Genomic DNA, 22,775 nt, shown 5'->3' with positions numbered 1-22,775 from the left:
GTCAGGCGGCGGCGAGCGGCCGGGACCCGGCCGAGGCGAACAGCCCGGCGAACCCGGCCGTCCCCGCGAAGCCGTAGGGCGGCAGCGGCCCGTTGACGCCGAGTTCGAGATGCGGCAGCCGCTCCTGGAGCCGCGGCACGGTGGTCAGGAAGTCCGCCGCGCGGTCGCGGTCCACGAGGAACGCGAGGTGCAGCGCCAGCCCGCCGCCCCCGGGGCCCGTCCGGCACGCGGCGGCCAGCGGCGCCAGCCCGTCCCGCACCGCCGCGACGTCCCGCCCGGTCTGCGCCTCCACCGCCTCGGCCAGCAGCTCGCCGAGCCGCCTGCGCTCGGTGTACGTGCCGCCGCCGCTGGCCCGCGCCGCCGCGTCCAGCCGCTGGATCTCGGGGTCACGGGCGACGACGCCCCGCAGCAGCACGTCCTCCAGATGCATGCCGCGCACGGTGAACTCGACGCGCCCCGCGACCAGTTCGAGCTGCTCGCGCAGGGGCCCCGACCGGCCGGTGAGCAGGGCGCGCACGGCGCGGTCGTCCGGCGCGACGCTGCCGAAGCGCAGCGGCAGCACCGTGGCGGCGCCCGACACCGACGAGAGCACGCGCTGGTGCGCGAACAGGGCGCGGCGCGTCGGCCGCAGCCCCTCGGGGCAGTCGCTCACGACGGCCGCCACCCCGCCCGCGCGCAGGACGCGCACCGCGCGCGGCGGGTCGCCCACGCCCGCGAGCGCCGCCGGGAGCCGGGGCAGCCCGGCGTGGGTGATGCCGTAGACATAGGTGCTCATCGTTCCGTTCTCCCCTCGTGTGCGGAAGGACCGCGCGTGAAGCGCCGTGTCCTGCGGCAGCGGAGCAGTCGGCCGTCCCACCCTGTGGTGACCTCGTACGCCGCCAGGACGTCGGGCGCGCGGGCCCGCCCCGGCGCCTCGACGACCTCGGCCTCCACCAGCCAGCCGTCGCCGTGCCGTTCGAGCCGGGTCACCGCCTCGGCGCGCAGCCCGGTCAGCGCGGTGAACTCGGCGCCCGCCGTGCGGAGCATCTCCAGGACGGCCCGCGCGAGGCCCGCGCCGGTCCCGTCCGCGCCGTGGCCGTCGCCCACCGTCGTCCCGCTCGTCTCTCGTGCCATGCACCATGCGGGTTCTCGCCCACCGCCACCCCAAACGTCCTGTTTCTCAGGGCATGGGCGACCAAGGGCTCGCGGCGTCGAGTGTGACCCGCACACCGGACGTGGACAGGAACGTCGCGTGGCGGCCGTCGGAAGTGATCTCCACGAACGGATCGGAGTCCTGGAGGTACATGACCCACTCCAGCGCCCCGTCGCCCCGCGTGGAGGCGACGAAGCCCTCCGAGCCGTACGCGCCGTCGCCGCAGCACAGGACGCGGGCGCCGCCGTCCAGCGGGAGCGTCCTGGTGATGTCGATCGACGTCACCCACTCGGGATCCGCCCGCAGTTCGGCCTCCGGGTCGAAGGGTTCGAGGAACCGGACGCCGGACGTGGTGCCCGGCGCGAGTTCCACCGCCACCGACATCCCTGACGCCAGGTGGAGACCGTCCTTGATCGGCAGCTCGGCCCGCGCCCACAGGGCCACGATCGCGCTCATCGCCGTCCTCCCGGATACCGCACGGTCGGCCGCCGCGTCCGGCCGGGGCGGCGGCGCCACTTCTCCGGCCCGCCTGTTCCGCGACCGCCGCGTCGAGGGGTCGGGATGCGGCGCGTTCGCGTCCACATGTGCGACCGGCACGCGTACTCCGGCTCCTGGGCGGCGTCCGGCCTGCGGCCATCGTAGGTGACCGGTCGGTCGCACATCTCCCACGGCGAGCTCCCCCACCGCCAGGAGCGGTGGGGGAGAGGAGCCGCCCGTCCTCGTCCCACTCCCTGTGGTCGTCGCCGGGGGAGAGCCGTGTCAGGGGCTCGTCGCGCGCGCGAGGAGCGTGAAGGCGGTGAGCCGTTGCCGGCCCGGCCGTGCGAAGAAGTCGCTCGTGCCGGCCCGACTTCGGCTCCGCCCTTGTTCGATCGGGCGGACCGCTAACCCGCGGGGTAGAAGAGGAACAGCGTGCAGCCGGTGGTGGTCGAGGGCACGTGCCACGACCCGGCGGGGGCGTGCAGGAACGTGCCGGCCGGGTAGTCGCGTGCTCCGTCGTTGAAGGTGCCTGCGACGACGTAGACCTCTTCAGGACCGGGCTCGTGGACGTCCCGGTGCGGCCAGGAGGCGCCCGCCTCCATCACCAGTACGTTCGCGTGCTCGCCGGTCGGTCCCTGCCAGAGGGGACGCAGCCGTATCCCGGGGAACAGCTCACGGACCGGGGATTCATCGACAGAGGCGGAGGTGTAGCCCTCCTGCGCGAGGATCTCGGGGTGCATGCCTGCAACAGTGCCGCGCGCAGGCGGCGGCAGGACAGAGAGCGTGAGGACACCATGGGGTACTTTCGTGCCATGCATCGCGTGGTGGCCCTCATAGGGCCGGTGCAGTCGCCGTTCGAGCTCGGCTGCGCCATCGAGGTCTTCGGTACGGAGCGGCCGGGGATGCCGCGGCACTACGCATTCGAGGTGTGCGCGGAGCGACCCGGCCCCGTGCCGACCACGGGCGGGTACCCGATGGCCGTGGTGCACGGCCTGTCCGTGCTGCAGGACGCGGACACCGTGATCATCCCGGGCTGGAGACCGGTGGAAGAGCCGCTCTCCGACCCCGTGCGCCGCGCGCTGCTGCGGGCGCACGCGCGAGGGGCACGGCTGGTCACCATCTGCTCGGGGGTCTTCGCGCTGGCCCGCACGGGACTGTTGGACGGCCGCTCGGCCACCACGCACCGGTCGCGCGCCGACCAACTGCGGCGTGAGTTCCCCCGGGTGCGCGTGGAGCCGGACAGGCTCTACGTGGATCACGGTGACGTCGCCACCAGTGCCGGAGCGGGAGCGGGGTTCGACCTCTGCCTGCATCTGGTCCGGCACGACCAGGGGGCCGCGTACGCCGCCCTGCTCGCGCGCCACATGGTGCTGCCGCCGCATCGCGAGGGCGGCCAGGCCCCGTACGTGCCTGCTCCACCACCCGGGGGCGCGCTCGACGACCTGCGCACGTGGGCTGACGAGCGCCTTGGGACACCGCTGTCGGTGGACGACCTGGCCGCGCGCCTCGGCGTCTCGCCCCGCACCCTGGCCCGACGCTTCGCCGCCCAGCTCGGCACGAGCCCGGGTGCGTGGTTGCTCTCCCGGCGGGTGGCCGCGGCGCGCACCCTGCTGGAGGAGACGGACCTGCCGGTCGAGGCGATCGCGGCCCGCGTCGGCCTCAGCTCCGCGGTCAACCTGCGCCGCCGCTTCCGCGCCCGGACGGGCACGACCCCTGGCGCCTACCGGCGGGCGTTCCGGGCCCCCTGATCCGCCGGACAGGGCGTGGTGACGTGCGTCGGGAGCCGTCGTCGGTTCGGGTGCGCCGGAGCGTCCTGCGGGCCCCTCGGGGACAAGGCCCGAGGCGCACCCGCCGCGCCGGCGACGCCGCGGCAGCCTTTCCGTCCCCCTGTCCCGGTCGGCCGACCTGAGGCGGGAACCCCTGCCCGCGTCCAACGGCCGCGGCGGCGTGACGTGTCCGCCGCCGGGCCCCGGGCTCCCGGGCTCAGACGCCCTGGTGGCCGCCGATGTGGTGGACGCGGACCATGTTGGTCGTGCCCGCGATGCCGGGGGGCGAGCCCGCCGTGATGATCATGGTGTCGCCGGACTCGTAGCGGCCCAGGCGCGACAGCTCCGCGTCGCACAGCTCGACCATCTCGTCCGTGTGGTTCACGTTCGGCACGACGGTCGTCTCCACGCCCCAGCTCAGCGTGAGCTGGTTGCGGGTGGCCGGTTCCGAGGTGAAGGCGAGGATCGGCTGGACCGCGCGGTAGCGGGACAGGCGGCGGGCCGTGTCGCCCGACTTGGTGAAGGCGACGAGGGCCTTGGCGTTCAGGAAGTCGGCCATCTCGGCGGCGGCGCGGGCGACGGAACCGCCCTGCGTACGCGGCTTCTTGCCCGGCACCAGCGGCTGGAGGCCGCGCGAGAGCAGTTCGCCCTCGGCCGCGATGACGATCTTGGACATCGTCTTGACCGTCTCGATCGGATAGCGGCCGACCGACGACTCCGCCGACAGCATCACCGCGTCCGCGCCGTCCAGGATCGCGTTGGCGACGTCGGACGCCTCCGCGCGCGTCGGGCGGGAGTTCTCGATCATCGACTCCATCATCTGGGTCGCGACGATGACCGGCTTGGCGTTGCGGCGGCACAGGTCGATCAGGCGCTTCTGCACCATCGGGACCTTCTCCAGCGGGTACTCCACCGCCAGGTCGCCCCGGGCCACCATGACGCCGTCGAAGGCCAGGACGACCTCCTCCATGTTGTCCACGGCCTGCGGCTTCTCGACCTTCGCGATGACCGGGACGCGGCGGCCCACACGGTCCATCACGCGGTGCACGTCGCGCACGTCGTCGGCGTTGCGCACGAACGACAGCGCGATCATGTCGGCGCCGAGCCGCAGCGCGAACTCCAGGTCCTCGATGTCCTTCTCGGACAGCGCCGGGACGTTCACGGCGACGCCCGGCAGGTTGATGCCCTTGTGGTCGGAGACGACGCCGCCCTCGATGACGATGGTCCGCACGCGCGGCCCGTCCACCTCCAGCACCTGGAGCGCGACGTTGCCGTCGTTGATGAGGATCGACTCGCCCTTGGCGACGTCGCCCGGCAGGCCCTTGTACGTGGTGCCGCAGATGGTGCGGTCGCCCGGCACGTCCTCGGTGGTGATGGTGAACTCGTCGCCGCGCTTCAGCTCCACCGGGCCGCCCGCGAACGTCTCCAGGCGGATCTTCGGGCCCTGGAGGTCCGCGAGGACGCCGATCGCGCGGCCGGTCTCCTCGCTGGCCTTGCGGACGCGGTGGTACCGCTCCTCGTGCTCCGCGTGCGAGCCGTGGCTGAAGTTGAAGCGGGCCACGTTCATCCCCGCCTCGATGAGCGCCTTCAGGCGGTCGAACGAGTCCACGGCGGGGCCCAGCGTGCAGACGATTTTGGAACGGCGCATGAAGCGATCCTATCGTTTGTTCCGTGGTGGAATAATTCAGGTGCTGACCAGATCGTAAGCCTGGCCCGCGATCTCCAGTTCCTCGTCCGTGGGCACCACGGCGACCGCGACCGAAGCGTACTGCGGGGAGATGAACCGGGGACCGCGCCCCGGTGCCGTATTGAGGTCGGGATCGACCACGAGGCCCAGCCCGCCGAGGCCCGCCAGCGCCGCCGCGCGGACCGGCGCCGAGTTCTCGCCCACCCCGGCCGTGAACGCGACGGCGTCCACGCGCCCGAGCACCGCCGTGTACGCGCCGACGTACTTGCGCAGCCGGTGCGCGTAGACGTCGAGCGCCAGCCGCGCCGCCTCGTCGCCGTCCCCGGCCCGCCGCGTGACCTCACGCATGTCGTTGTCCCCGCACAGGCCGAGGAGCCCGGAACGCCGGTTGAGCAGGGCGTCGATGGCGTCCACCGACATCCCGGCGTTCCGCGCCAGGTGCAGGACGACGGCCGGGTCGATGTCGCCCGACCTGGTGCCCATCACCAGCCCTTCGAGCGGCGTCATGCCCATCGACGTGTCCACGCACCGTCCGCCCGCCACCGCGGCCGCCGAGCAGCCGTTGCCCAGGTGCAGGACGATCACGTTCACGTCCTCGGGCGCCCGCCCGAGCAGCTCGGCCGTGCGGCGCGAGACGTACGCGTGCGACGTGCCGTGGGCGCCGTAGCGGCGGACGCGGTGCTCGTCGGCGGTGCGCACGTCGATCGCGTACCGCCAGGCGTACTCCGGCATCGTCGTGTGGAACGCCGTGTCGAAGACGGCCACCTGCGGCACGCCGGGGCTGAGCGCGCCCGCCGTCCTGATCCCCTCCAGATTCCCCGGGTTGTGCAGCGGCGCCAGCGGCACGAGGGCCTCGATCTCCGCGATCACCCGGTCGTCCACGCGCACGGGCCCGGTGAAGCGGTCCCCGCCGTGCACGACGCGGTGGCCCACGGCGGCGAGCGCCGGGGAGTCGAAGCCGGTGCCGTCCGCCGCCAGTTCCTCGGCCGCCGCGCGCAGGGCGGCGCGGTGGTCGGGGAACGGCCCGCCGCGCTCGCGCCGCTCCCCGCCGGACGGGGTGTGCACGAGCCGGGCCGAGCGTTCGCCGATCCGCTCCACCAGGCCCGTGGCCAGGCGGGTGCCGCCCGGCATGTCGAGCAGCTGGTACTTCACCGAGGAAGAGCCTGAGTTGAGCACCAGCACACGGGTCGCCTCGGTCACGGTCGGTTCTCCTCGCCCGCGGCGCCCGGCGCGCCGCCCCGTTCGTTCTGCGCCTGCACGGCGGTGATCGCCACCGTGTTCACGATGTCCTGGACGAGGGCGCCGCGCGACAGGTCGTTCACCGGCTTGCGCAGGCCCTGGAGGACGGGACCGACCGCGACGGCGCCCGCCGAACGCTGCACGGCCTTGTAGGTGTTGTTGCCCGTGTTCAGGTCGGGGAAGATCAGCACGGTCGCCTGCCCCGCGACCGCCGAGCCCGGCAGCTTCGCCGCCGCCACGGTCGGCTCGACCGCCGCGTCGTACTGTATGGGCCCCTCGATCCGCAGGTCGGGCCGCATGCGGCGCACCAGCTCCGTCGCCTCCCTGACCTTGTCCACGTCCGCGCCCGTGCCCGAGGTGCCGGTCGAGTACGACAGCATCGCGATGCGCGGCGTGACGCCGAACTGCTCCGCCGTCGCCGCCGACTGGACGGCGATGTCGGCGAGCTGCGCCGCGTCCGGGTCGGGGTTGACGGCGCAGTCGCCGTAGACGAGCACCTGGTCGGCCAGGCACATGAAGAAGACGGAGGAGACGATCGACGCGTCCGGCTTCGTCCTGATCACCTCGAACGCGGGCCTGATCGTGGCCGCCGTCGAGTGGGCCGCGCCGGACACCATGCCGTCCGCCAGGCCCTCGCGGACCATCAGCGTGCCGAAGTAGGAGACGTCGGAGACGACGTCCCAGGCCAGCTCCTGCGTGACGCCCCGGTGCGCGCGCAGCCCGGCGTACACGTCGGCGAACCGTTCCCGCAGCGGGGAGACGCGCGGGTCCACGACGCGGGCCCAGGGCGCGGCCGAGGGGTGCTCGGGCAGCTCGTCGGGGCCGCGCAACCGCAGGTCGAGCCCGAGGTCGGCGGCGCGCTTGCGGATCACCGCCTCGTCGCCGAGCAGCGTCAGGTCGCAGACGCCCCGCCGCAGCAGCACCTCGGCGGCGCGCAGCACGCGCTCCTCCTCGCCCTCGGGCAGCACGACGTGACGGCGGTCGGCGCGGGCCCGTTCGATCAGCTCGTGCTCGAACATCATCGGGGTCACGCGGTCGCCGCGCGCCACCGAGAGCCGTTCGGTGAGCGCGGCGGTGTCCACCCGGGTCTCGAAGAGGCCGAGGGCGATCTCCGCCTTGCGCGGCGTCGCCGCCGTCAGCTTGCCCTCCAGACCCGACAGGGCGGCGGCGGTGGCGAACGAGCCGTCGGGCACCAGCAGCACGGGCGTGCCCGGCGCCAGCCGGTCGGCGAGCGCCATGGTGCGCGCCGAGGGCCGCTCGTCCAGCGTCAGCAGCAGGCCCGCGACGGGCGGCGAGCCCGCCGAGTGCGCGGCCAGCGTGCCGACGACCAGGTCCTCGCGGTCGCCGGGCGTGATGACGAGGCAGCCCTCCGTCAGGGCGGTGAGGAACGTCGGCAGCATCGCGCCGCCGAAGACGAAGCCGCGCGCGTCCCTGGCCATGCCCGTCGCGTCGCCCAGCAGCACCCGGGCGCCCAGCGCGTCCGCGACCTGCGCCACGGTCGGCGCCGCCAGCACCGGGTCCTCGGGCAGCACCCACACCGGCACCGGCAGATGCCCGGCCAGCTCGCGGGCGGCCTCGGCCGCCTCGTCCTCCGCGACGCGGTTCGCGATCATGGCGATGACGTCGCAGCCGAGCGACGTGAACGCGTGGTGCGCGTTGCGGACCTCGGCGGCGACCGACTCGGCGTTCTGGCCCGGGCCCGCTATCACCGGCAGGACCGGCGCGCCCAGCTCGTTGGCCAGCCGGGCGTTCAGCGCCAGCTCGGCGGGGAGCTGCGTGTCCGCGTAGTCCGTGCCGAGGACGAGCATCACCTCGAAGCCGCGCGCCACCTCGTGGAACCGGTCCACGAGCCGCCCCACCAGCTCGTCGGTGCCCCGCTCGGCGTGCAGCACGGCGGCGTCCGCGTACGCCATGCCGCGCGCCTCGGACGGGGGCTGCGTCAGCCGGTACCGGCCGCGCAGCAGGTCGAAGACCGGGTCGGGGCCCTCGTGCGCCAGCGGGCGGAAGACGCCGACGCGGTCCACCTGCCTGGTGAGCAGTTCCATGACCCCCAGCTCGACCACCTGGCGGCCGTCGCCCCGGCCGATCCCGGTCACGTACACGCTGCGCGTCACGGTCCCCTCCCTGTTCGCTTCCCGGCCCACGCGTGGCAAGCTCGCCTTGAGGCACCGCGGGCAGTCTTTCCCGACCGTACCCGCGCGGGGGCGGCCCGCGCGCGGTGGGACCTGGGGAAGGCCCCGGCGGGCACCCACGTGACCGTGAAAGAATTCCCGCGGCCCCGAAGGCGCGGCACACCAGTCCCAGCGAGCCCAGTTCCTAGCGAGCAGGAGAGCACCACCATGCGAATCGGAGTTCTCACCGCAGGCGGTGACTGCCCCGGTCTCAACGCCGTGATCCGGTCGGTCGTCCACCGCGCCGTGGTCGATCGCGGCGACCAGGTCATCGGTTTCGAGGACGGCTTCAAGGGCCTGCTCGAAGGCCGCTACCGCGAACTCGACATCAACGAGGTCAGCGGCATCCTGGCGCGCGGCGGCACCATTCTCGGTTCCAGCCGCCTGGAGCGGACCCGGCTGCGCGACGCCTGCGACAACGCCGAGGCGTTCCGCCGCAAGCTCAGCCTCGACGCGCTGATCCCGATCGGCGGCGAGGGCACGCTCACGGCGGCCCGCATGCTGTCCGACGCGGGCATCCCCGTCGTCGGCGTCCCCAAGACCATCGACAACGACATCTCCGCCACCGACCGCACCTTCGGTTTCGACACGGCCGTCGGCGTCGCCACCGAGGCCATCGACCGCCTGAAGACCACCGCCGAGTCGCACCAGCGCGTCATGGTCGTCGAGGTCATGGGACGGCACGCGGGCTGGATCGCCCTGGAGGCGGGCATGGCGGGCGGCGCCCACGGCATCTGCGTGCCGGAGCGCCCCTTCCAGGTGGACGACCTGTGCAAGATGGTCGAGGACCGCTTCGCGCGCGGGAAGAAGTTCGCCGTGATCTGCGTCGCCGAGGGCGCCCGCCCCGCCGAGGGCTCCATGCCCTACGAGCGCGGCGAGATCGACCCGTACGGCCACGAGCGGTTCGCCGGGATCGGCAACCGGCTGGCCGCCGAGCTGGAGCACCGGCTGGGCAAGGAGGCCCGCCCGGTGATCCTCGGCCACATCCAGCGCGGCGGCACCCCGACCGCGTACGACCGCGTCCTCGCCACCCGCTTCGGCTGGCACGCGGTGGAGGCGGCGCACCGCGGTGAGTTCGGCATGATGACGGCGCTGCGCGGCACCGAGATCGTCATGACCCCGCTGGCCAGCGCCACCATGGAGCTGAAGACCGTCCCGCAGAACCGCATGGACGAGACCGAGGCCGTCTTCTGACACGCCGCCCCGCCTCCTGACCTCCCGACCCGAGCCCGTCCTGTCCCCGGCCGACGGCCGCTGACACGGCGGGCTCGCCGCTGTCAGCGCCCTGTGCGGACACTGACAGCCCTCTTCGCGACAGTGACCTGGACACCGCAAGGACAGGCACACGTCAGCAGAAGGAGAGGGGGAGCCCGGGATGAGCTACGCGTTCAGGACCACGGGTCTCGTCAAACGTTTCGGGGACACCACGGCACTGGCCGGGGTGGACCTCGCCGCCAGGCCGGGCACCGTGCTGGGGGTCCTCGGACCGAACGGCGCGGGCAAGACCACCGCCGTCCGCATCCTCGCCACCCTGACCCGCCCCGACGGCGGCACGGCCGAGGTGGCGGGCCACGACGTCGTCCGCGAGGCCGAGGAGGTGCGCCGCCGCGTCGGGCTGACCGGGCAGTACGCGTCCGTGGACGAGGACCTGACCGGCGTCGAGAACCTCGTCATGATCGGCCGCCTCCTCGACCTGACCCGGCAGGAGGCGAAGCGGCGCGCCGGGGAACTGCTGGAGCAGTTCGACCTCACCGCGGCCGGGGGCCGCCGGGCCGGCACGTACTCCGGCGGCATGCGGCGCCGTCTCGACCTGGCGGCCAGCCTCGTCGCGCGCCCCGAGGTCGTCTTCCTCGACGAGCCGACGACCGGCCTGGACCCGGCCAAGCGCGACGACGTGTGGGCGCTGGTGCGCGAGCAGGTCGCCTCGGGCGTCACGGTGCTGCTGACCACGCAGTACCTGGAGGAGGCCGACGCGCTGGCCGACGAGATCGCCGTCATCGACCAGGGCTCCGTCATCGCCCAGGGCACGCCGCACGAGCTGAAGTCCGTCGTCGGCGGCCAGACGCTCCAGGTCCGCCCGCTGGACCCGGCGCGCCTCGGCGAGGTCGGCGACATCCTCGAACGCGTCACCGGCGGACGCCCCGACTCCCCGGCGCGCGACGTCCTCAGCGTGCCCGTCACCGGGGACGCGGCGCTCCCGCCCGTGGTCGCACGCCTCGCCGAGCAGGGCATCGAGGTCATGGAGCTGTCCCTGCGGCTGCCCAGCCTCGACGAGGTCTTCCACACCCTCACCCGCCGTGACACCCCCGCCGCCACCGGCCCCGCCACCGCGGCCCCCGACCGCACCGCCCACGAGACGAAGGGAGCGGCCGTCGCATGAGCGCCACCCTCACCCGCCCCGCCGAAGGACCCACCCCCACCGCCGAGCAGGCCGCCACCCGGCGCCCCGCCCTCGCCCGCGGCGTCACGCACAGCCTCACGCTGGCCAGGCGCAGCCTCGTCAAGACGCTGCGCACCCCCGAGCAGCTCATCGACGTGACGCTCCAGCCGATCATCTTCGTCGTCATGTTCGTCTACCTGCTGGGCGGCGCCGTCTCGGGATCCACCTCCGAGTACCTGCGCTTCCTGCTCCCGGCGATCATGGTGCAGACCGTCATCTTCGCGACCGTCGCCACCGGCGTGAACCTCAACACCGACATAAAGAAGGGCGTCTTCGACCGCTTCCGCAGCCTCCCCATCGCCCGCTCGGCGCCGCTGCTCGGCTCGGTGCTCGGCGACATGGTGCGCTTCGTCGTCTGCATCGCGGTCCTGCTCGGCTTCGGCTACGCGCTGGGCTTCCGCATCGGCACCGACCCGCTGTCCGCGCTGGCGGCCTGCGTGCTGGTGATGCTGTTCGCCTTCTCGCTGATCTGGGCCTCGGTGCTGCTCGGCGTCGTGGCACGGGAGGCGGGCGCGGTGCAGGGCATCATGTTCCTCGCCATGTTCCCGCTGACCTTCGGCACGAACATGATCACGCCCACCGAGAGCCTGCCCGGCTGGCTCCAGTGGTGGGTGAACGTCAACCCGGTGACCGACGTCATGGAGGCCGCGCGCGGCCTGCTCACCGGCGGACCGGTGGCCGGGCCCGTCACGACGACGCTGCTGTGGTCAGCCGGGCTGTTCGCCGTCTTCTTCCCGCTCGCCGTCCGGGCCTACCGCCGCAAGGCGTAGGCGTGCCAGCGCCGCGTCCCGCGTCAGGGCGGCCCCCGCCCCGTACGCCGCGTCGAACCCGGCGTCGCCCAGTACACCGCGCACCCGCGCGGTGAACCGGGCGACGTCCGGGTTCCCGCCGTAGGCGATGCCGCGCACGGCGGTCGCGGTGCCGAGCAGCTCGGCGGCAGCCGCCGGGTCGCCCTCCGCGTCCGCCACCGCGGCCAGCGTCACGCCCACCGCGCCGATCACCGGCATGTCCCGCGCGGACTCCGCCTCGCGCAGGGCGGTGGCCGCCTCACGGGCCGCCGCCTCGGTGGGCTCGCCGAGCTCCAGCAGGGCGAGGGCGAGACCGCAGTGCACGGCGGCGCTCAGCTGGGGCTGGACGAAGGCGGGCCGGTCCAGCTGCGCCCGCGCCGTCGCGTAGTCCTGACGGGCCCGCGCGGGACGCCCCGCGCGCCGGTGGAGGTCGCCGAGCGCGTGGTGCACCGTGGCGATCAGGAAGGGCTCGCCCCGCCGCTCCGCGTCGCGGGCGAATCGTTCCAGCTCCTCCTGCGCCCGGTCCGTGTCGCCGCGCTCGGCGTGCAGCGTGGCCAGCCGTACGCCGAGGTGCTCCGCGTCGGACTCGGTGCGCAGCTCGCCCATCAGGTGCAGCGCCTCCTCCAGGTTCGCGGCGGCCTGCCCGTACGCGCCGGTGTAACGGTTCAGCTCGCCGAGCGACGTCAGCGTCATCGCCAGACCCCAGCGGTCCCCGACCGCGCGGAACGCCTCGGCCGCCTCCGTCAGCTCGTCCTGCGTGCCCTCCGGCTCGCCCGCGTTCTCCCGCACGGCGCCGCGCATCAGCCGCAGCATGGCCCGGGTCCACGGGTCGGGGTGGTCGAGCGGGATGTCCAGCGGACGCCCGGTCATCCCGTGCCACCCCTCGAACAGCAGGAGGCCCGGCTTGAAGACGGCGATCAGGGGATGCCGGGCGGCGGCGTCCCCCAGCGCCTCCAGGGCGCGGCGCAGCCGGACGACGTAGCGCACGGTGTCGCGCGGGTCGCCCGTCGAGGCGATGTTGATCACCGTCATGCCCAGGACCACCGTCAGCTGTTCGAGCGGCGGCTCGCCCGGCACCTCAAGCGCGGCGCGCTGCCAGTTCGCGGCCTCCGAGTGCGCGCCGCGCATCATCCAGTAGAGGGAGAGCGCCGCGCACAGGCGGACGGCGGTGTCGGCGTCGTCGGTGGCGGTGGCGTGGTGGAGCGCGGCGAGCAGGTTGTCGCGTTCGGCCATGAGCTGGAGGATCCAGGGGAGTTGGTCCCGGCCGCGCAGATGCTGCTCCGCCGTCTCCGCGAGCCGCAGGAAGTACGCGGTGTGCGCCTCCCGTACGGCACGCGCGCGGCCCTCGGCGGCCAGCCGCTCGACGCCGTACTCGCGCAGCGTCTCCAGCATGCGGAACCGGGGGCCGTCCGCCGCGTCGCCCGCCCCGGCGAGCTGGAGCAGCGACTTGTCGGCGAGCGACATCAGCAGGTCGAGCGCCTCGTCGGCCGGGACGCCGGTGACGCCCTCGGCCGAGGCCGGGGTGACGCCGCCGGGGAAGACGGCGAGGGCGGCGGCCAGCTCCCGTTCCTCGTCGGTCAGCAGCTCCCAGCTCCACGCGACGACGGCGTGCAGCGTGCGATGGCGTGGCAGCGCGGTGCGGCTGCCGCCGGTGAGCAGCCGGAAGCGGTCGTCGAGGCGGGCGGCGAGGTGCGCCGGTTCCATGGCGCGCAGCCGGGCGGCGGCCAGCTCGATGGCCAGCGGCAGGCCGTCGAGGCGGCGGCAGATCTCGGTGACGGCGGCGACGTTCGTCTCGTTCACGGTGAAGCCGGGACGGACGGCGGCTGCCCGGTCGGCGAGCAGCCGTACGGCGGCGCTGGCGTACGCCTCGTCCGCCGTGGCGCCCGGGCCAGGCATCGTCAGGGACGGCACGGGGGAGAGCGATTCGCCGGTGATGCCGAGGGGTTCCCTGCTGGTGGCGAGCACGCGCAGCCCGGGGCAGTGGCCGAGGAGGTGGTCGGCCAGGCGCGCGGTGCCCTCGATGAGGTGTTCGCAGTTGTCGAGGACCAGCAGTGTCGGGGCGGCGGCCAGCACCTCCGTCAGCATCCCGAGGGCGTCGCGCGGGGGTGCGGCGGCGCCCGGCGGCCTGGGGCGCTCCAGGATGCCCGTCACGCGGCGGCCGAGCGCGTCCAGCACGGCCTGCGGCACGTCGTCGGGGTCGGTCACGGGCGCCAGCTCGACGAGCCACGCGCCGCCGGGGAAGTGCTCGGCCTGCCCGGTCGCGGTGGTGGCCGCCAGCCGGGTCTTGCCCGCGCCGCCCGGACCGACGAGCGTGACGAGCCGGGACTCCTCCAGGCGCTTCGCGATGAGCCCCAGCTCCTCCTCGCGCCCGACGAAGCTCGTCAGCGCGGAGCGCAGGTTGCCGGGCGCGGGCTGCGGGGGAGCCGCTGCGGGGGCCAGGGCGCTGTCGGCGCGCAGGACCGACAGCTGGAGGTCGCGCAGCTCGGGCGAGGGATCGACGCCCAACTCCTCGGCCAGCAGCGCGCGGTACTCCTCGTACGCCGACAGCGCCTCGGCCTGGCCGCCGGTCGCGTAGCGGGCCCGCACCAGCAGGGCGCGCGGTCTCTCGCGCAGCGGATGGGCGGCGGTCAGGGCCTCCAGCTCCGCGACGACGACGGCGGCGCGGCCCGCCGTCAGCTCCGCGTCGTACAGGTCCTCGCGGGCGGCGAGCCGCAGCTCCTCCAGGCGGGTCGCGGGGGCGGCGGCGAACGGCGCGTCGGCCGCGTCGGCGAGCGCGGGGCCGCGCCACAGGGCCAGCGCGTCCCGCAGCGCGGCGGCGGCCTCCGCCGCCCGCCCTGCGGCCAGGGCGCGGCGGCCGTCGTCCGCCAGCCGTTCGAAGCGGATCGCGTCCACGGCGTCGGGCGGGAGGGCGAGCCGGTAGCCGCCCGGCGCCGAGACGATCAGCCCCGGCTCGGGGAGGGCGCGGCGCAGCCGGGAGACGAGGGACTGGAGCGCGTTCGCCTGGTCGCCCGGCACGTCGTCGCCGCCCCACAGCGCGTCCACGAGCGTGTCGCCGCGCACCGTCCGCCCGGCGTCGAGCGCGAGGCGGGTGAGCAGCGTGCGCAGCCGCCCGCCCGTCACGGCGACGGGTCGTCCCTGGGAGGAGGCCACTTCGAGGGGCCCGAGGATGCCTACCTGCACCGGGACAGTGTCGCACCGCCCGCGCGGGCGCACGCGGGCGGCGGGGAAAGGGGTGGCGGGGCGGCGGCGCGCGGGGCAGGCTCGGCGCATGGTTTCAGTGGTGGAGAACATAGCGATCGACTGCGCGGACGCCTACGGCCTGGCGCGTTTCTGGAGCGAGGCGACGGGGCGCCCTCTGGACCCCGAGGACGGGCCGGGCGACCCGGAGGTGCAGGTCCTGCTGGCGGAGGGGCCGGTGCTGCACTTCAACGAGGTGCCCGAGCCGAAGTCCGTCAAGAACCGTATCCACCTCTGTCTGCGCCCCGAGACGGCGTGCGAGGAGGAGATGCAGCGGCTGCTCGCCCTGGGGGCGACGCTGGTCACCGACCGCCGCGCGCCGGGCTGCATGGGCTGGGTCGTCCTGGCCGATCCGGAGGGCAACGAGTTCTGCGTCCTGCGCGGCACGGCGGAGCGGGAGGAGGCACGGGCGGTCATCTCCTGATCCCGTCCTCGGGGGGTCAGCCGTCGATCAGGGGGGCGAACCCGTCGAGGACGCGGCCCAGGCCGAAGGTGTAGGCGTGCTCCGGGTCGTACGCGCCGCCGTGCGCCGCACCGGCCGCGGCGCCGACGCGGACGGCCAGGGGGTACGCCTCCTCGTCCAGCACCCGTGCGAGCAGGGGCCCGTTCGCCTCCCACCACTGCCGGTCGTCCATGGCGCTGTCCTGTTCGGCCGCGCGCGCGTCGGCGGCGGCGCGGGCCCATGCCTGGACGAACGTGAGCAGGTGGGTCAGGCAGGCGTCCAGGGTGACGTCGTCGAGGCCGAGGCCGTCCAGGGCCGCGAGTTCGTGCTCGTACTTCGCCATCAGTCCTGGCCCCAGCGGGGGCCTGGCGGTGGAGACCGCCGCCGCCCAGGGGTGCCGTGCGTAAAGGGCGCGGTTCTCCTCGGCGACGGCGGTGAGCCGGTCGCGCCACGGCGCCCCCGCGGTGTCGGCGCGGGGCATGCGCCGGTAGGCGGCGTCGAGCATCAGGTCCAGCAGTTCTGCCTTGCCCGGCACGTAGGTGTAGAGCGTCATGGGCACGACGCCGAGGTCCTTCGCGACGCGGCGCATCGTCAGCGCGTCGAGCCCTTCCGCGTCGGCGACGCCGGTGGCGGCCGTGACCACGGCCGCCACGGTGAGCCCGCGGCGTGGCCCCTTGGGGCGGTCGGCGGGGGAGTCCTGCCACAGCAGTTGGAGGGTCCGGGCCGGGTCGCCCGCGCTCGTTCGTTCCGTCGGCACGGGGGCATCCTCTCGCACGCTTCTCCGTACGATGTACAATGTACTGCGTACAGGGAACCGCTCGCCGAAGGAGCCAGCTGTGAAGATCACCTCAAGTGCCGTGTCGCTCACCGTCGAGGACGTGGCCGCCTCCAGCGCCTTCCTGACGGCACACTTCGGATTCAGGGAGGAGATGGCCGCCGACGGCTTCGCCTCCCTGAGCAGGGACGACGCCGGGATGAACGTGATCTTCCTGCGCCGCGGGCTCCCGTCGCTCCCGGCCGACCAGCGCGACGTGCACGCCACCGGGCTCATCCTCGCCTTCGTCGTGGACGACCTGGAGGGCGAGCTGGCCAGGCTGCGCGCCGAGGGGGTGGAGATCACCATGCCGCTGACCGACGAGGAGTGGGGCGAACGCGCCTTCCAGGTCCGCGACCCCAACGGCGTCATCGTCCAGCTGGTGGACTGGAACGCGCCCACCGCGGGCTGACACCGCCCACGCCGCACCCGACGCGCGGCGCCCGTCCGTCCGTCACACCAGGTCGGACGGGTCCGTGTTCGCCCCGCACAGCACCACGCACGTCTCGCCCTCGGGCTCCGCGCCCGAGGCCGCGAGGGACAGCGCCCCCGCGTACGCCGCCGCCGCGCCGTGCTCGACCACGATCCGGTGCTCCTCCCACAGGCGCCGCCGCGCCGCGACGATCTCCTCGTCGCGCACCAGCAGCGACGCCGTGTGCGGCTGCTGCGCCCGGCGCAGCGCCTCGGCCGAGACCCGGCGCGCGCCCAGCGAGTCGGCCGCGACCGACCGCACGGGCACGTCCACCGGCGCCCCCGCCGCCAGCGCCGCGTCCAGCGCCCGGCTGCCCTCCGGCTCCACGGCGACGACCCGCGTCCCGTGCCGGAGGGCCGCCGCCGCGACGCCCGCGAACAGCCCGCCGCCGCCGACCGAGACGACCACCGTCCCGATCGACGGCCTGGCCGCCGCGATCTCCGTCAGCAGCGTGCCCGCCCCCGCCGCGACCAGCGGGTGGTCGTACGCGTGCGACGCCAGCGCGCCGTTCGCCGCCGCGAACTCCGCGCACGCCTCGGCCGACTCCGCGTACTCACCGCCCACCTGCCGCACCTCAGCCCCCAGCCGCCGCAACCGCGCGACCTTCACCGCGGGCGCCGTCTCCGGCACGAACACCGTCGCGGGCACGCCCTGCCGCCCGGCGGCCCAGGCGCAGGCGAGCCCCGCGTTGCCGCCCGAGGCGATGGTCACCCCGGCCGCCGGGATGGAGCCCGACTCCGCGTGCGCCACGGTGAAGTTGAGCGCGCCGCGCGCCTTGAACGTGCCGGTGTGCTGAAGGAACTCCAGCGCGAACCACAGCCGTTCGCCCGCCCGCGCCAGCGTCACGGGCCGTGTGCCGCCCGCCGTGCGCCGCGCGGCGGCCTCGATGTCGTCGTAGCCGATCACCGCCGCAGTCTAGGCCGGGCCGCGGACGCCGCTCCGGCGCGTGACACCTGTCACAGCCGCCCCTCCCGCCCCGGCGCGACGGCCGGAAATCGACGGTGTACGGCGGGCGTCGGGCGGCCGGACTGTTGCCTACCCTCTGCACATCCCGTGGGATAGGTTCGGTGGCCATGGATATCGCGATCAGATCAGGTCATGTCGTACCCGTCACCGGCGCACCCATCGATGGCGGAACCGTGCTCATCCTCGACGGCAGGATCGCCGCCGTGGGACCCGACGCCGAGGTCACCGTCCCCGACGGCGTCCGCACGGTGGACGCGGCGGGCCGCTGGGTCGTCCCCGGCTTCGTCGAGGCGCACGGCCACATCGGCGTCCACGAGGAGGGCGAGGGCTGGGCCGGGAACGACACCAACGAGATGACGGACCCGAACGGCGCCCGCATGCGCGCCCTCGACGCCATCAACCCGGCCGACACCGGCTTCAAGGACGCCCTCGCGGGCGGCGTGACCAGCGCCGTCATCAAGCCCGGCTCGGGCAACCCCATCGGCGGCCAGACCGTCGCGCTCAAGTGCTGGGGCCGCAGCGTGGACGAGATGCTGGTCCGCCAGCCCGTCAGCGTGAAGAGCGCCCTCGGCGAGAACCCCAAGCGCGTCTACGGCGACAAGAAGCAGCTGCCGTCCACGCGCCAGGGCGTCGCCGCCGTCATCCGTGACGCGTTCACCAGGGCGCAGGACTACCGCGCGAAGCGCGAGCACGCCGCGAGCGAGGGCAAGCCCTTCGAGCGCGACCCCAGCCTGGAGATCCTGGTCAAGGTCCTCGACGGCGAGCTGCCGTGGTGCCAGCACACGCACCGCGCCGACGACATCTCCACCGCGCTGCGCCTCGCCGACGAGTTCGGCTACCGCGTCGTCATCAACCACGCGACCGAGGGCCACCTGCTGGCCGACGAGATCGCCCGCCGCGACGTGCCGGTGATCAGCGGCCCGCTGTTCACCACCCGCAGCAAGGTCGAGCTGCGTGAGCGCACCCTCGCCAACCCCGGCATCCTCACCCGCGCCGGGGTCAAGGTCGCCATCACCACGGACCACCCCGTCATCCCGATCAACTTCCTCGTCCACCAGGTGACCCTGGCCGTCAAGGAAGGGCTCGACCGCGACGTGGCGCTGCGCACCATCACGTCCAACCCGGCCGAGATCCTGGGCCTCGACGACCGCGTCGGCTCCCTGAAGCCGGGGCTCGACGGCGACGTCGTCATCTGGTCGGGCGACCCGCTGGACGTCATGAGCCGCGCGCTGAACGTCTTCATCGAGGGCCGCGAGGTCTACACGTGGGACGAGGGGACGCGCACCGGCACGGTCGTGGACCCGTACTACCGCGAGGCGCTGGTCTGACGCCCCCCGCCACCGGCCCCGGCGCGCCGTCGCCGGGGCCGGTGGCCGCGCCAGGTCGTCACGCCGGGCGCAGCCACACCGTCGCGAGCGGCGGCAGCGTCAGGGTCACGGTGCCCGCCGCGTCCGCCTTGAGCGGCCCCGGGTTGGTGACGCCGCTGCCGCCGTACGCGAGGTCGTCGGTGTTCAGCACCTCGGTCCAGCCGGGGGCGTGGCCCGACGGCGTGAGCCGGAAGCCGTGCCGCACGACGGGGGAGAAGTTGCAGACCACCAGCAGCGGGCCGCCGTCGGCCGCGTGCCGGGTGAAGGCGAGGACGTTGTCGCCCGCCGCGTCGGCGAGCAGCCAGCGGAAGCCCGCCGGGTCGGTGTCCAGCTCCCACAGCGCGGGCGTCGCGCGGTAGACGGAGTTGAGCGACCTGACGAGCCGTTGCACGCCCCGGTGGTCCCCGGCGGCGGGCCACGAGTCGTCCAGGACCCACCACTGCGGCCCCTCCGCCTCCGACCACTCGGCGCCCTGCGCGAACTCCTGCCCCATGAAGAGCAGTTGCTTCCCCGGGTGGGACCACATGAAGCCGAGGTACGCCCGCAGGTCGGCGCGCTGCCGCCACCAGTCGCCCGGCATCTTCGCCACGAGCGCGCCCTTGCCGTGCACCACCTCGTCGTGCGAGATGGGCAGGACGTAGTTCTCCGAGTAGGCGTAGACCATGGAGAACGTGATCTCGCCGTGGTGCCACGCGCGGTGCACCGGGTCCTTGGACATGTAGACCAGCGAGTCGTGCATCCAGCCCATGTTCCACTTGAAGCCGAAGCCCAGGCCGCCCTGGTCGGTCGGCCGCGTGACGCCGTCCCAGGCGGTGGACTCCTCGGCGACGGTGATCACCCCTGGACAGCGCCGGTAGACGGTCGCGTTCATCTCCTGGAGGAACGCGACGGCGTCCAGGTTCTCCCGGCCGCCGTGCTCGTTGGGCGACCACTCGCCGTCCTCGCGCGAGTAGTCGAGGTACAGCATCGAGGCGACGGCGTCCACGCGCAGCCCGTCGATGTGGAACTCCTCGCACCAGTACACGGCGTTGGCGACCAGGAAGTTCCGCACCTCGCGGCGGCCGAGGTCGAACTCCAGCGTGCCCCAGTCGGGATGCTCGGCGCGGCGCGGGTCCGGGTGCTCGTAGCAGGGCGTGCCGTCGAACTTCGCGAGCGCCCACTCGTCCTTCGGGAAGTGCCCCGGCACCCAGTCGATCAGCACCGCGATCCCCGCGCGGTGCAGCGCGTCCACGAGGTGGCGGAAGTCGTCGGGCGTGCCGAGGCGGGCGGTCGGCGCGTAGTAGCCGGTCACCTGGTAGCCCCAGGAGCCGCCGAACGGGTGCTCGGCCGGGGGCATCAGCTCGACGTGCGTGAAGCCGAGGTCGGCGACGTACGCGGGCAGTTCCTCGGCGAGCGTGCGGTACGTCGCGCCGGGGCGCCACGACGCGAGGTGCAGCTCGTACACCGACATGGCCTCCCGGTGCCAGTGGCGCCCGGCCCGCGCGGTCATCCAGGCGGCGTCGCCCCAGTCGTAGGCGCTCTCCTCGACCACCGAGGCGGTCGCGGGCGGGCGCTCCGTGCGGCGGGCCATCGGGTCGGCGCGCTGGGAGTGCGAGCCGTCGGGGCGGCAGACGTCGAACTTGTACAGCGCTCCCGCGCCGACGCCCGGCAGGAACAGCTCCCACACACCGGACGCGCCGAGCGACCGCATGGGGTACGCGCCGCCGTCCCAGCCGTTGAAGTCCCCCGCGACGCGGACGCCCCGCGCGTTCGGCGCCCAGACGGTGAAGCGCGTGCCGCGCACGCCCTGGTGCGTCATGGTCCTGGCGCCGAGCGCGTCCCACAGCCGCTCGTGCCGCCCCTCGGCGATCAGGTGCAGGTCGAAGCCGCCGAGCGCGGGCAGGAAGCGGTACGGGTCCTGCGCGCGGCGCACGTCGCCCGGCCCGTAGGTCACCTCGAACTCGTACGCGGGGACGCCGCGCGCCCCCGCGGGCTCGGGCAGCACGCCGGAGAACAGGCCGTCGCCCTCCGGTTCGAGCGGCGTGCCGAGGACGCTCACCCCCCGCGCCCCCGGGCGCAGCGCGCGGACCCGCAGGCCCCCGCCGGGCTCGGGGTGCGCCCCGAGCAGCGCGTGCGGATCGTGGTGGGCGCCGGAGAGGAGACGGGTCCGGTCGTCGGCGGAAAGCGCGTGAGGCACTGCGCGGCTCCTATGGGCTGTGGGGGTCGGGCGAGGGAGCGGCCACGCCGTGCGGCGCGGGCACGCGGTGGGGGCGCGGGTGCCCGGCCCGGCGCTCAGCCGGGCGCGGCGGCGAGCCGGCGGACCGCCGCCATCGGGACGTGCAGCCACGCGGGGCGGTGCCTGGCCTCGTACAGGACCTCGTAGACGGCCTTGTCCGTCTCGTAGGCGCGCAGCAGGTCGAGCTGGTCCATCGGGTCCTGGCCCGACGCCTCGGCGTAGCCCTGGCAGTAGGCGGTGCGGTTGGCGCGTGACCAGCTGTCCACCCAGGGGCCGCCCGCCGGGTGCTGGCAGGCCGCGTAGTCGAAGGAGCGCAGCATCCCGGCGATGTCGCGGACGGGCGGACCCGGTCTGCGGCGGTCGGCCAGGGGTCTGGCGGGCTCGCCCTCGAAGTCGATGAGGGACCAGGTGCCGGTCTCCGCGGTGTGCAGGACCTGACCGAGGTGCAGGTCGCCGTGGAGCCGCTGGGCGACGCAGGTGCCGCCGCGGCGCGCGAAGTCGGCGACGGTGTCGAAGGAGCGGCGCAGCCCGGCGCGGTAGGGGCGCAGCGCGGGCACGGCCTCGGCCGCCTCGTCGAGCCGTTCGGCCATGGCGGCGGCGACGTGCTCCAGCTGCTCGCGGCCGAGGCGGACGGTGGGCAGCACGGTGGCGAGGGCCGTGTGGACCTCGGCGGTGGCGCGGCCGAGGGAGCGGGCCGAGCCGGTGAAGTCGGTGCGCTCCGCCAGGGAGCGCAGGGCGAGCTGCCAGCCGTCCGAGGACCCGGACAGGAAGGGCGCCAGCACGCCGAGCGTCATCGGCTCCGCGCCGTCGCGGTGGCGCTCGTCCCGGCCGCCGCCCGTGCTGTTCCCGGTGTCGGGCGGCGGGGGGAGCGTCGCCTCGAACCAGGCGGCGGGCGCCGGGACCCGGCCGCTGCCGGCCTCGGCGAGCGCGAGCGGCAGCTCCAGGTCCGGGTTGATGCCGGGGCTGACCCGGCGGAACAGCTTCAGGATGTGCGTGTCGCCGTAGACGACGGACGTGTTGGACTGCTCGCCGGTCAGGACGCGGGCGGGCAGCCCCGAGGGGATCGCGGAGCCGGGGGCGCGGCCGAACGTCAGGCCGCCGAGCCGCCCGGGGGCGCGCAGCCGCTCCAGCAGGAGGGCGGCGAGCCGTGCGTCGTGCAGCGCCTCGTAGACGGCCTTGCCGCGCAGCGGGCCGTCCGCGGGGCGGCCGACCAGGGCCGGGTTGAGCGTGGGCGGCAGGGTGGGGCGGACGCCGAGGAGCAGCTGGTAGCAGTCCCCTGCGGGCGGCGCGCCCTCCTGGCCGCCCAGGCGGGTGCGCACGAGCAGGTGCAGCAGTCCGGGGATGGGGCCGCCGCCCGTGCACGGGAGCAGCTCCGTGGCGGAGACGAGGGTGAGCGAGCTGAGCGGACGGCCCTTGCCCGCGAACCAGCGCTGCCGTGGCATCCAGCGCGCGAGGAGGCCCGTGAGGGACCTGAGCAGGGCGCTGGCCTGCGGAGCGGTGGCGAGCGGGAGGCGCGCCGGAACCGTCCGGGGTGAGGAGCTGTCCGACATGGCGTCCTTTCC

General features: G+C 74.5%; 19 protein-coding genes. 7 read left to right on the top strand and 12 right to left on the bottom strand.

Going from position 1 to position 22,775, the window contains the following annotated elements; translation table 11 throughout:
* Window position 1 precedes the first annotated feature (1 nt).
* The 4 genes from IF27_RS04720 to IF27_RS04705 form a co-directional block, all read right to left on the bottom strand.
* Window positions 2-775: a GvpL/GvpF family gas vesicle protein gene (locus IF27_RS04720; protein ID WP_052848052.1), complete on the bottom strand. Its 774-nt coding sequence runs from the start codon at window positions 773-775 to the stop codon at window positions 2-4.
* Window positions 772-1,113 (bottom strand): gas vesicle protein GvpO, encoded by a 342-nt coding sequence (gene gvpO, locus IF27_RS04715; protein ID WP_223290917.1) that lies wholly within the window; start codon window positions 1,111-1,113, stop codon window positions 772-774. The genes IF27_RS04720 and gvpO overlap by 4 nt, the downstream gene beginning before the upstream one ends.
* Window positions 1,114-1,159: 46 nt before the next feature.
* A complete protein-coding gene (locus tag IF27_RS04710; RefSeq protein WP_052848050.1) occupies window positions 1,160-1,588 on the bottom strand; it encodes a hypothetical protein in 429 nt (142 codons plus the stop codon).
* Window positions 1,589-2,013: 425 nt separating this feature from the next.
* The gene (locus IF27_RS04705) at window positions 2,014-2,349 is read right to left on the bottom strand and encodes a cupin domain-containing protein (RefSeq protein WP_052848049.1); all 336 of its coding nucleotides are present in this window, start codon (window positions 2,347-2,349) and stop codon (window positions 2,014-2,016) included.
* A gap of 72 nt (window positions 2,350-2,421) precedes the next feature.
* On the opposite strand from IF27_RS04705, the gene IF27_RS04700 reads away from it, so the two are divergent.
* Window positions 2,422-3,357 carry a GlxA family transcriptional regulator gene (locus tag IF27_RS04700; RefSeq protein ID WP_052848048.1) on the top strand — a complete coding sequence of 312 codons (936 nt, stop codon included), beginning with the start codon at window positions 2,422-2,424 and terminating at the stop codon, window positions 3,355-3,357.
* Between the two features lie 235 nt (window positions 3,358-3,592).
* Here IF27_RS04700 and pyk read toward each other — a convergent pair whose 3' ends face one another.
* Genes pyk through pta form a run of 3 tightly spaced genes read right to left on the bottom strand, consistent with a single transcriptional unit; the run spans window position 3,593 to window position 8,415 of the window.
* Window positions 3,593-5,023: a pyruvate kinase gene (gene pyk / locus IF27_RS04695; protein ID WP_052848047.1), complete on the bottom strand. Its 1,431-nt coding sequence runs from the start codon at window positions 5,021-5,023 to the stop codon at window positions 3,593-3,595.
* Between the two features lie 36 nt (window positions 5,024-5,059).
* Window positions 5,060-6,262 (bottom strand): acetate kinase, encoded by a 1,203-nt coding sequence (locus tag IF27_RS04690; RefSeq protein ID WP_052848046.1) that lies wholly within the window; start codon window positions 6,260-6,262, stop codon window positions 5,060-5,062.
* Entirely contained in the window at window positions 6,259-8,415 is a 2,157-nt protein-coding gene (pta, locus tag IF27_RS04685) for a phosphate acetyltransferase (protein WP_052848045.1), read from the bottom strand. The genes IF27_RS04690 and pta overlap by 4 nt, the downstream gene beginning before the upstream one ends.
* Before the next feature lie 225 nt (window positions 8,416-8,640).
* On the opposite strand from pta, the gene IF27_RS04680 reads away from it, so the two are divergent.
* The 3 genes from IF27_RS04680 to IF27_RS04670 all read left to right on the top strand — a co-directional run bounded on the left by IF27_RS04680 (window position 8,641) and on the right by IF27_RS04670 (window position 11,682).
* Window positions 8,641-9,666: an ATP-dependent 6-phosphofructokinase gene (locus IF27_RS04680; RefSeq protein WP_052848044.1), complete on the top strand. Its 1,026-nt coding sequence runs from the start codon at window positions 8,641-8,643 to the stop codon at window positions 9,664-9,666.
* Window positions 9,667-9,847: 181 nt separating this feature from the next.
* A complete protein-coding gene (locus tag IF27_RS04675; protein WP_052848043.1) occupies window positions 9,848-10,852 on the top strand; it encodes an ATP-binding cassette domain-containing protein in 1,005 nt (334 codons plus the stop codon).
* Entirely contained in the window at window positions 10,849-11,682 is an 834-nt protein-coding gene (locus IF27_RS04670) for an ABC transporter permease (protein ID WP_052848042.1), read from the top strand. Before IF27_RS04675 ends, IF27_RS04670 begins: the two co-directional genes overlap by 4 nt.
* Here the strand turns inward: IF27_RS04670 and IF27_RS04665 are convergent.
* Entirely contained in the window at window positions 11,620-14,880 is a 3,261-nt protein-coding gene (locus IF27_RS04665; protein ID WP_190232811.1) for an AfsR/SARP family transcriptional regulator, read from the bottom strand. The genes IF27_RS04670 and IF27_RS04665 overlap by 63 nt on opposite strands.
* Before the next feature lie 88 nt (window positions 14,881-14,968).
* Here IF27_RS04665 and IF27_RS04660 point away from each other — a divergent pair, with 88 nt between their 5' ends.
* A complete protein-coding gene (locus tag IF27_RS04660) occupies window positions 14,969-15,361 on the top strand; it encodes a VOC family protein (RefSeq protein ID WP_052848040.1) in 393 nt (130 codons plus the stop codon).
* Window positions 15,362-15,377: 16 nt separating this feature from the next.
* Here the strand turns inward: IF27_RS04660 and IF27_RS04655 are convergent, their stop codons facing one another.
* Window positions 15,378-16,136 carry a TetR/AcrR family transcriptional regulator gene (locus tag IF27_RS04655; RefSeq protein ID WP_052848039.1) on the bottom strand — a complete coding sequence of 253 codons (759 nt, stop codon included), beginning with the start codon at window positions 16,134-16,136 and terminating at the stop codon, window positions 15,378-15,380.
* Between the two features lie 79 nt (window positions 16,137-16,215).
* Between IF27_RS04655 and IF27_RS04650 the strand changes: the two genes are divergently transcribed.
* Entirely contained in the window at window positions 16,216-16,605 is a 390-nt protein-coding gene (locus IF27_RS04650; RefSeq protein ID WP_052848038.1) for a VOC family protein, read from the top strand.
* A gap of 42 nt (window positions 16,606-16,647) precedes the next feature.
* On the opposite strand, the gene IF27_RS04645 is transcribed toward IF27_RS04650, so the two are convergent.
* Complete coding sequence (locus IF27_RS04645) at window positions 16,648-17,571, bottom strand: serine/threonine dehydratase (RefSeq protein ID WP_052848037.1); 924 nt, start codon at window positions 17,569-17,571, stop codon at window positions 16,648-16,650.
* Window positions 17,572-17,738: 167 nt separating this feature from the next.
* On the opposite strand from IF27_RS04645, the gene IF27_RS04640 reads away from it, so the two are divergent.
* A complete protein-coding gene (locus IF27_RS04640; RefSeq protein ID WP_052848036.1) occupies window positions 17,739-18,959 on the top strand; it encodes an amidohydrolase in 1,221 nt (406 codons plus the stop codon).
* 58 nt (window positions 18,960-19,017) lie between these two features.
* Here the strand turns inward: IF27_RS04640 and glgB are convergent, their stop codons facing one another.
* Window positions 19,018-21,174 (bottom strand): 1,4-alpha-glucan branching protein GlgB, encoded by a 2,157-nt coding sequence (gene glgB / locus IF27_RS04635; protein ID WP_052848035.1) that lies wholly within the window; start codon window positions 21,172-21,174, stop codon window positions 19,018-19,020.
* Between the two features lie 95 nt (window positions 21,175-21,269).
* The gene (locus IF27_RS04630; RefSeq protein ID WP_052848034.1) at window positions 21,270-22,763 is read right to left on the bottom strand and encodes a maltokinase N-terminal cap-like domain-containing protein; all 1,494 of its coding nucleotides are present in this window, start codon (window positions 22,761-22,763) and stop codon (window positions 21,270-21,272) included.
* Window positions 22,764-22,775: the final 12 nt, after the last annotated feature.

This window comes from Streptomyces avicenniae, from assembly GCF_000719135.1.
Classification (GTDB): Bacteria; Actinomycetota; Actinomycetes; order Streptomycetales; family Streptomycetaceae; genus Streptomyces; species Streptomyces avicenniae.
This window is presented reverse-complemented; position numbering and strand designations above follow the sequence as displayed.

Excerpts from the sequence above, each read along its gene's own strand:
- IF27_RS04720 (WP_052848052.1), bottom strand. The coding sequence starts at position 775 with ATGAGCACCTATGTCTACGGCATCACCCACGCCGGGCTGCCCCGGCTC.
- gvpO (WP_223290917.1), bottom strand. The coding sequence starts at position 1,113 with ATGGCACGAGAGACGAGCGGGACGACGGTGGGCGACGGCCACGGCGCG.
- IF27_RS04710 (WP_052848050.1), bottom strand. The coding sequence starts at position 1,588 with ATGAGCGCGATCGTGGCCCTGTGGGCGCGGGCCGAGCTGCCGATCAAG.
- IF27_RS04705 (WP_052848049.1), bottom strand. The coding sequence starts at position 2,349 with ATGCACCCCGAGATCCTCGCGCAGGAGGGCTACACCTCCGCCTCTGTC.
- IF27_RS04700 (WP_052848048.1), top strand. The coding sequence starts at position 2,422 with ATGCATCGCGTGGTGGCCCTCATAGGGCCGGTGCAGTCGCCGTTCGAG.
- pyk (WP_052848047.1), bottom strand. The coding sequence starts at position 5,023 with ATGCGCCGTTCCAAAATCGTCTGCACGCTGGGCCCCGCCGTGGACTCG.
- IF27_RS04680 (WP_052848044.1), top strand. The coding sequence starts at position 8,641 with ATGCGAATCGGAGTTCTCACCGCAGGCGGTGACTGCCCCGGTCTCAAC.
- IF27_RS04675 (WP_052848043.1), top strand. The coding sequence starts at position 9,848 with ATGAGCTACGCGTTCAGGACCACGGGTCTCGTCAAACGTTTCGGGGAC.
- IF27_RS04670 (WP_052848042.1), top strand. The coding sequence starts at position 10,849 with ATGAGCGCCACCCTCACCCGCCCCGCCGAAGGACCCACCCCCACCGCC.
- IF27_RS04660 (WP_052848040.1), top strand. The coding sequence starts at position 14,969 with ATGGTTTCAGTGGTGGAGAACATAGCGATCGACTGCGCGGACGCCTAC.
- IF27_RS04640 (WP_052848036.1), top strand. The coding sequence starts at position 17,739 with ATGGATATCGCGATCAGATCAGGTCATGTCGTACCCGTCACCGGCGCA.
- IF27_RS04630 (WP_052848034.1), bottom strand. The coding sequence starts at position 22,763 with ATGTCGGACAGCTCCTCACCCCGGACGGTTCCGGCGCGCCTCCCGCTC.